The organism is Paenibacillus sp. 1-18, from assembly GCF_000520755.1.
In the GTDB taxonomy this organism is placed as follows: Bacteria; Bacillota; Bacilli; order Paenibacillales; family Paenibacillaceae; genus Paenibacillus; species Paenibacillus brasilensis.
Genome location: NZ_ASSB01000230.1, coordinates 1 through 5,480 on the forward strand (window position 1 = coordinate 1; position 5,480 = coordinate 5,480).

Annotated in this window: 7 protein-coding genes; 4 read left to right on the forward strand and 3 right to left on the reverse strand. The window is 48.4% G+C overall.

The features are described 5' to 3' along the window. Positions 1-23 precede the first annotated feature (23 nt). Positions 24-527 carry a response regulator transcription factor gene (locus tag L693_RS0114365; protein ID WP_025717851.1) on the reverse strand — a complete coding sequence of 168 codons (504 nt, stop codon included), beginning with the start codon at positions 525-527 and terminating at the stop codon, positions 24-26. A 126-nt stretch (positions 528-653) separates the two neighbouring features. Between L693_RS0114365 and L693_RS0114370 the strand changes: the two genes are divergently transcribed. From L693_RS0114370 to nfsA, 4 genes are all read left to right on the forward strand, one after another. After that, complete coding sequence (locus L693_RS0114370) at positions 654-1,136, forward strand: FMN-binding protein (RefSeq protein ID WP_025717852.1); 483 nt, start codon at positions 654-656, stop codon at positions 1,134-1,136. Between the two features lie 22 nt (positions 1,137-1,158). After that, the gene (locus L693_RS0114375) at positions 1,159-2,025 is read left to right on the forward strand and encodes an FAD:protein FMN transferase (protein ID WP_231503653.1); all 867 of its coding nucleotides are present in this window, start codon (positions 1,159-1,161) and stop codon (positions 2,023-2,025) included. After that, positions 2,026-2,853, forward strand: a complete 828-nt coding sequence (locus tag L693_RS0114380) for an RnfABCDGE type electron transport complex subunit D (protein WP_025717854.1) — start codon at positions 2,026-2,028, stop codon at positions 2,851-2,853. It begins immediately after the preceding gene. Between the two features lie 220 nt (positions 2,854-3,073). Beyond that, on the forward strand, positions 3,074-3,817 hold the full coding sequence (gene nfsA, locus L693_RS0114385) for an oxygen-insensitive NADPH nitroreductase (protein ID WP_025717855.1): 744 nt from the start codon (positions 3,074-3,076) through the stop codon (positions 3,815-3,817). A 94-nt stretch (positions 3,818-3,911) separates the two neighbouring features. Here the strand turns inward: nfsA and L693_RS0114390 are convergent, their stop codons facing one another. Further along, complete coding sequence (locus tag L693_RS0114390; protein WP_025717856.1) at positions 3,912-4,787, reverse strand: TatD family hydrolase; 876 nt, start codon at positions 4,785-4,787, stop codon at positions 3,912-3,914. Further along, positions 4,780-5,480, reverse strand: a 701-nt coding sequence (locus tag L693_RS0114395; protein WP_025717857.1) for an ABC transporter ATP-binding protein, incomplete at its 5' end; no start/stop codon positions are given. The genes L693_RS0114390 and L693_RS0114395, both read right to left, overlap by 8 nt.

Sequence of the window (5,480 nt, forward strand, 5' to 3'; positions counted from 1 at the left end):
TCCAGCAGGTGTCGCACTTCATATTACAATCCGTCACATAGAAAGAACTCCAGTAATTTATATTCTGTTGCTGTTAAATTCAAGGCATTATCCTCAATAAAAGCGTCTTTCGCCGCAGGGACTAATCGGATAAGTCCATAGATCAATTCGCCCTCCTGGCCTATGGTACCCTTTCTCCTCAAAACAGCTCTTGTTCGTGCCAATAATTCCGATACAGCGAACGGTTTCGTGATATAGTCATCTGCTCCGATATCCAATCCGGCGACACGATCCTCTACTGCATCTTTGGCCGTCAAAAGAATGATAGGGACGAGTATAGCGTTTGCTCTCAGCTTTTTGACGATTTCAACACCGCTCATTCCCGGCAGCATGATATCGAGAATAATCAAATCATAAATATTTTGTTGGGCCAAATAATACCCTTCGTCGCCAGTTTCTGCGCTGTCTGTCAGGAAAGATTCACTTTCAAAGAGGTCACAGACAATTTTGAGCAAAGAAGGATCATCTTCTACGACAAGCACTCGCACACGTTGTTCCACCTTTCAGTGATCGAACTCATTTTGTTTGTTTTTTAAGAAAATTTAAATATTCCACTACTATACTAGCATTATCAGCAGAGAGGTATAAGGCTAATCATATATGGGGGGATTTAGATGGCGCAGATGAATAAAAAATGGGTCGTTTTATGCTCAACAGCGATTACAGCAGTGTATGCGGCCGGATATTTTACGACGGAAACAGAGGCAGCTGTACAGACATTGCCGCAACACACGCAAGCCAGTATTCAAACAAATGATATATCAGGAAACAATGACCCTTCAAATACTCCATCAACCTACACGGATAACAGCAATGTTCCAACACAAAATATATATAAGGATGGTACCTATACGGGGATGGGGAATAATCGGCGTGGTTCCATTGAAGTCAGCGTAACGATCAAGAATGATAAAATAACGGACGTTGAGATTAGCCATTTTGCCATGCATTATTCCGAAAGTGACGTAGCAGGACTTCCCACGGAGGTTGTGCAAAACCAGAGTGCAGAAGTGATGAATGTGTCCGGTGCAACGTATAGCACCCAGGCATTTCAGGATGCTGTACAAGATGCACTCTCCAGTGCACAAAACGTGTAGTATGAAAAGAACTAAATTATATATGGATACTGCCGTAAGCATACAGATTGTTACAGGAAAGTTCACATCCGAAGAAGCGGTAACGCAGAAAATGAATCAGGCCTTTGAGGCTTTTCAAAAAGTGGAGCTGGCTTGCAGTCGTTTTAGCCCTGACAGTGAATTGATGAGCGCCTGTCAACAGGTAGGAGTACCTGTAACTGTGAGCCCGTTTTTGTTTGAACCTCTTAAATTTGCTTTGGAAATGGCCGAATGTACGGAAGGGATATTTGACCCAGCGATAGGGAAAAAGATGGAGGACTATGGTTTTAATCGTCATTATTTAACCGGTCAATCCATGAAAAGTCCTTCTGCGGCTTCTGTTACCTATCAGGATATCGTATTGGATGAACAAGAGCGTACCTTGTGTTTGCTGAAGCCATTGGTGATTGATCTCGGGGCTGTAGCCAAAGGATTTGCCATTGACTTGGCAGCTCATGAGCTAGCAGAGTTTGAAGGTTTTGTCGTAAATGCGGGGGGCGACTTATTTGCAGGAGGGGTAAATGGTATTGGAGAGCCATGGGAAATAGGCATCCAGCATCCTGAGCGCAAAGAAGAAGTGATATCGACGATTCTGCTTTCCGATGAGGCTATATGTACCTCTGGAGGCTATGAGCGCAAAAGTACGACCACAGCCGATATACACCATCTGATCGATCCGAAAACCGGGCGTTCGCCCAAGGATTGGGTCAGTTCCAGTGTGATTGCCCCCTTCGCGATGATGGCAGATGCTTTTTCTACAGCATCATTTTTGTTGGGTGCAGCCAAGGGGAGGGAGCTTGTGGAACAAGCCAGTTTACAAGCTCTCCTCATTTCATCAAATCTACAATTAGTTCGAGTCGGAGGGATATAAGTGACTACAAATAAATGGATAAAATCACCAAAGGGCTATGTCGCAATGGCGGTCACGGCTTATCTTTTTATAGCCTCTATTGCCGGGCATGACATGGCAGGCATTATTGATGGCATCGTTGCAGTCGGTGCTGCTATAGCTGTGGACATTCCCTTTGGTTTGATGAGACAAAGGAAGCGGATACTGCCGGATGGTGCTTTGATTACAGGGTTACTCATCGCCCTGGTGTTAAGTACGACGACCGCGTGGTACGTTGTTGCGGCTACTTCAGCCATTGCCATCGCATCCAAGCATTTGTTGATCTATAAGAAAAAGCCGATTTTCAATCCAGCAGCTTTTGGACTGTTGCTATCGATCCTCATTTTTGGATCAGGGCAAAGTTGGTGGGGGGCATTTGGAGATTTACCCACATGGATGATTGCCTTTCTGCTTATTGGTGGATATATGATAACGGATCGGGTCAATAAATATCCGCAGGTGTTTTCATTTTTCGGGACCTTTTTTGTATTATTATTCCTTATAGGCCGCTTTCATCTGGGGGATGCTTCGGATGCATTTCGCCCTCCATTTATCAATGCCGCTCTTTTCTTTGGCTTTTTTATGCTTACCGACTTGCCCACGACACCTGCCAAGGTGAAGGATCAAATCGTTTTTGGGATTCTTGTCGCGTTCGTAGGAGCGGCTGTGTATGATCTTTTTGGCGGATTAATGTACTTGTTTATAGGGCTGCTCTTGGCAAACCTATATCATGTATTCAAATCACGTTTGGTTGCAAGAGCGATCAACAGACCTGTTTCGAATATGCAACCAGCATCCAAGCGAGGCTAAACAGTTAAATAGCAAGTACGTCTGATTTGATTTTCAGCGTGCTTGCTTTTTGTTATGCCGGGTTCTCTTAATTCCTTTCTGGTGGCCTCTATCGCGTTAGGTTGCTTATCAACCGCGAAAGTTTCATAATATTTGTAGGAGTGCCATGCAAACCTGCAAGAACTTCTTCGTGTACGCACAGCTTGACACAGATAAATGAAGGATTAGGAGTGAAGCAGTCATGAATGATACAATTTCCTTGTTGATGAAACATCGGTCTGTACGAAAATTCAAGTCAGACGCCATCACCGACGAGCAGCTCGCAACTATTGTAGCAGCTGGACAAATGGCTTCCTCGTCCAGTAATGTGCAGGCATATACCGCCATTGCTATTACAGAGCCTGCTTTGAAAACCAAGCTGGCCGAGCTTGCGGGGGGTCAGGCTTACGTTGAGCAATGCCCGGTGTTTCTGGTATGGTGTGCAGACTTGTATCGCCTGAAGCAGGCCACGGTTCACCATCAGCCAGGTCAGCCTTCCTATGAAGGTTCTGTCGAAAACTATACGGTTGCGACCATTGATGCCGCGTTAGCTGCACAGAATGCAGCAGTAGCCGCTGAATCACTTGGTTTGGGCATCGTTTACATCGGGGGTATCCGTACGAAAATAGCTGAGGTATCCGAGCTGCTAGGGTTGCCTGAACTGGTATATCCGGTGTTCGGTATGTGTATCGGCGTACCGGATCAGGACACAGGCATACGCCCACGTCTTCCGCTGTCCGGTGTTTTGCACATGAACGGCTACGACAAAAATCAGACGATGAAGGCTGTGGAGCTATATGATCACACATCGGCTGAATATTTGAAGGAACGTACGGGCGGTCAACGCTCTACTCCTTGGTCTGAGCAAATGGCGGCGAGACTGACCGAGCCTGCCCGTTTGCAGCTGAAGCCATTTTTGGAGCAAAAGGGATTTTTGAAGCAATAAAAGTAGAGCAAAGGCTAAAAAATACAAAGAACCTCCGGTTGCGCTGGCATAGAATGCGTTCTCGGAGGTTCTTTGCTTATGCTGTAAAATGCCTTTATAAATTAGACAGTGAGTAAAAGCGTCTTGTATTTTCATAAAATAATGGGCGGACGGCAGCCTCGTCTTGATTGGTCAGCTCGCTATATGCGCGGATGACGTCGGCAGTCATCCGCGGATGCGTCTGTTGCCCGGTAAAAGCTCCCTCGAACGGCCAGGGACCGTCTGTCTCCGCCATGATCTGATTGGACGGGTACTGTCTCGCCAAGCTGCGAATTTCTTCCTCGTAGAGAAGATCGGGAGTGAAGGAGACGTAATAGCCGTTGTGGGCCATACGTTTGATTGTGGCGGCAGAGCCCTTGAACCAGTGAAAATGCGCCTGTGTGACGCCGTGACGTTCCAAAAGGTCACAAGCAATATCGGCGTCTTCATATACGGCGTGCAGCACAATAGGCTTGTTATGCTTGCGTGCAAACCGGATAAAACGCTCCAGCAGAGCTATGTAGGGAGCGAGGTCAAAGAGAGCTCCGCTCCGTTCGGCCTCCAGCCGATTGTAGTAGGGTAAGCCGACCTCGCCAACGGCGACCATCTGCTCTATATGCTTGTTCATCCAGTCAAACAACAGATCAAGCTCGGCTTGTGATGGCAGAGGCTGCTCGGGATGAAAGCCGAAGGCTGGGCGTACCAGCCCGGGCCAACGTTCAGCTAACCGTAGGTTGGCTTGGCTGGAGGCCAGATGCATAGACACGGCTATAATGGTTTCGACGCTGCTATCAGCAAGAGAAGCGAGCAATAGCTCTTGCTGCTCAGGCGGGTAGCTGTCAACATGAATGTGGGCGTCGATCAACGGTGCGGATGCTGTTGCATCCAATTTCAGGCTTGGTTTTGTTGCGTTATTCCATTTCAATGCAGACGGCACTTTCACGTTATTCATACCGCTGCACTCCATCATTCGAGGTATTGGTGTGGACACTCTCAGCGTTGTCCATGTCACCGTCCAGTTTATGCTTTTCCTCGCGCATCCAGCCAGTCATGGCCCGCTTCCATTCGCTAAAACGCGGATCAAGGGTGATTTCTTCCCGTCGAGGGCGCGGGAAGGGAACATCGACGATATGCATCACCGTAGCAGGTCGTGCCGACAGCACGTAAATACGATCAGAGAGCAGCAATGCTTCCTCAATGCTGTGGGTGATAAACAGCACAGAGCGGCGGTTCTCTTCCCACATCCGCAATAACCATTGCTGCATGTCCGCACGTGTGAGCGCATCCAGAGCGCTGAACGGCTCATCCAGCAGCATCAGCTCCTGCGGGCTGAGCAACGCGCGCAGGAAGGCAGCGCGCTGCTGCATGCCGCCAGAGAGTGTATGCGGATATGCTTTGGCGAAGGTGCCCAGCCCGACCTGCTCCAGCCATTGCAGGGCTTCTTCGCGGCGTTCGCGTTCGCTGGCGTACCGTGAGCGCGCTGTCGTATCTTTGCGCGGCGCGTTTTCTTGTCCGAGCAGTATGTTATCCAGCGTGGTACGCCACGGGAAAAGGGCAGGCTGCTGCGGCATATAGCTAATATGCCCGCGTTCACCCGTCACTTCCTGTCCGTGCATGCGGACGCGTCCCTGCTGTGGCTTTTGCA

Coding starts and splice junctions, on each gene's coding strand:
- L693_RS0114370 (WP_025717852.1), top strand. CDS start 654: ATGGCGCAGATGAATAAAAAATGGGTCGTTTTATGCTCAACAGCGATT.
- L693_RS0114375 (WP_231503653.1), top strand. CDS start 1,159: ATGGATACTGCCGTAAGCATACAGATTGTTACAGGAAAGTTCACATCC.
- nfsA (WP_025717855.1), top strand. CDS start 3,074: ATGAATGATACAATTTCCTTGTTGATGAAACATCGGTCTGTACGAAAA.
- L693_RS0114390 (WP_025717856.1), bottom strand. CDS start 4,787: ATGAATAACGTGAAAGTGCCGTCTGCATTGAAATGGAATAACGCAACA.